This is a genomic window from Methylobacterium sp. CCH7-A2, from assembly GCF_001557075.1.
GTDB classification, from domain to species: Bacteria; Pseudomonadota; Alphaproteobacteria; order Rhizobiales; family Beijerinckiaceae; genus Allobosea; species Allobosea massiliensis.
This window is the reverse complement of the sequence record NZ_LSKN01000048.1, coordinates 1-477: the sequence shown is the minus strand read 5'-3', so window position 1 is coordinate 477 and position 477 is coordinate 1. Positions and strand designations below refer to the sequence as shown.

General features: G+C 68.1%; 1 protein-coding gene. It reads left to right on the top strand.

Translation table 11 applies throughout. The features are described from left to right. A partial coding sequence (locus tag AX750_RS26390; RefSeq protein ID WP_197432787.1) for a hypothetical protein occupies positions 1-477 on the top strand: 477 nt, incomplete at both ends.

The window sequence follows — 477 nt, the reverse complement described above, 5'->3', positions numbered from 1 at the left end:
ACGGACCTGCTGAACCGCATCCGAACGGCCGATGCGAAGCCTGACCCGGCCGAGCGTGTCGTGCTCCTCGCGAACGCCGTAGGGATTGCGCCGAATGACCCTGTCTTTCGCGTTTTCCTCCTCCACGTCGCCACAGCATCAGCAGCACACGATGCGACAGCGGCCCTGGCCGCGGCGGCCGCGACGCTGGAGAGGCGGGCAAGGAAACTCTCGGAGCAGAGCGAACGGACGCGCTACGGCCTGGAACCGACGGCGCTGCTGCGCAAGTATAGGTGGATCTTGGCGGGTCTTGCTGCGGCCTGCCTTTTCGTCGGTGTTACGCTCGGCGCGGTCGGCAGCCCCTGGCTTGCCGCGAGCGGTCGAGCGCATCCCGGGGTCCCGGACACCACCTCTCTGGAGCGCAGCGGGCAGGTCCTCCCCCTAGGAGACCGAAAGGTGATCCTGCCGCTCCTCCAGCACGGCGAAGCCGCCCGTCTT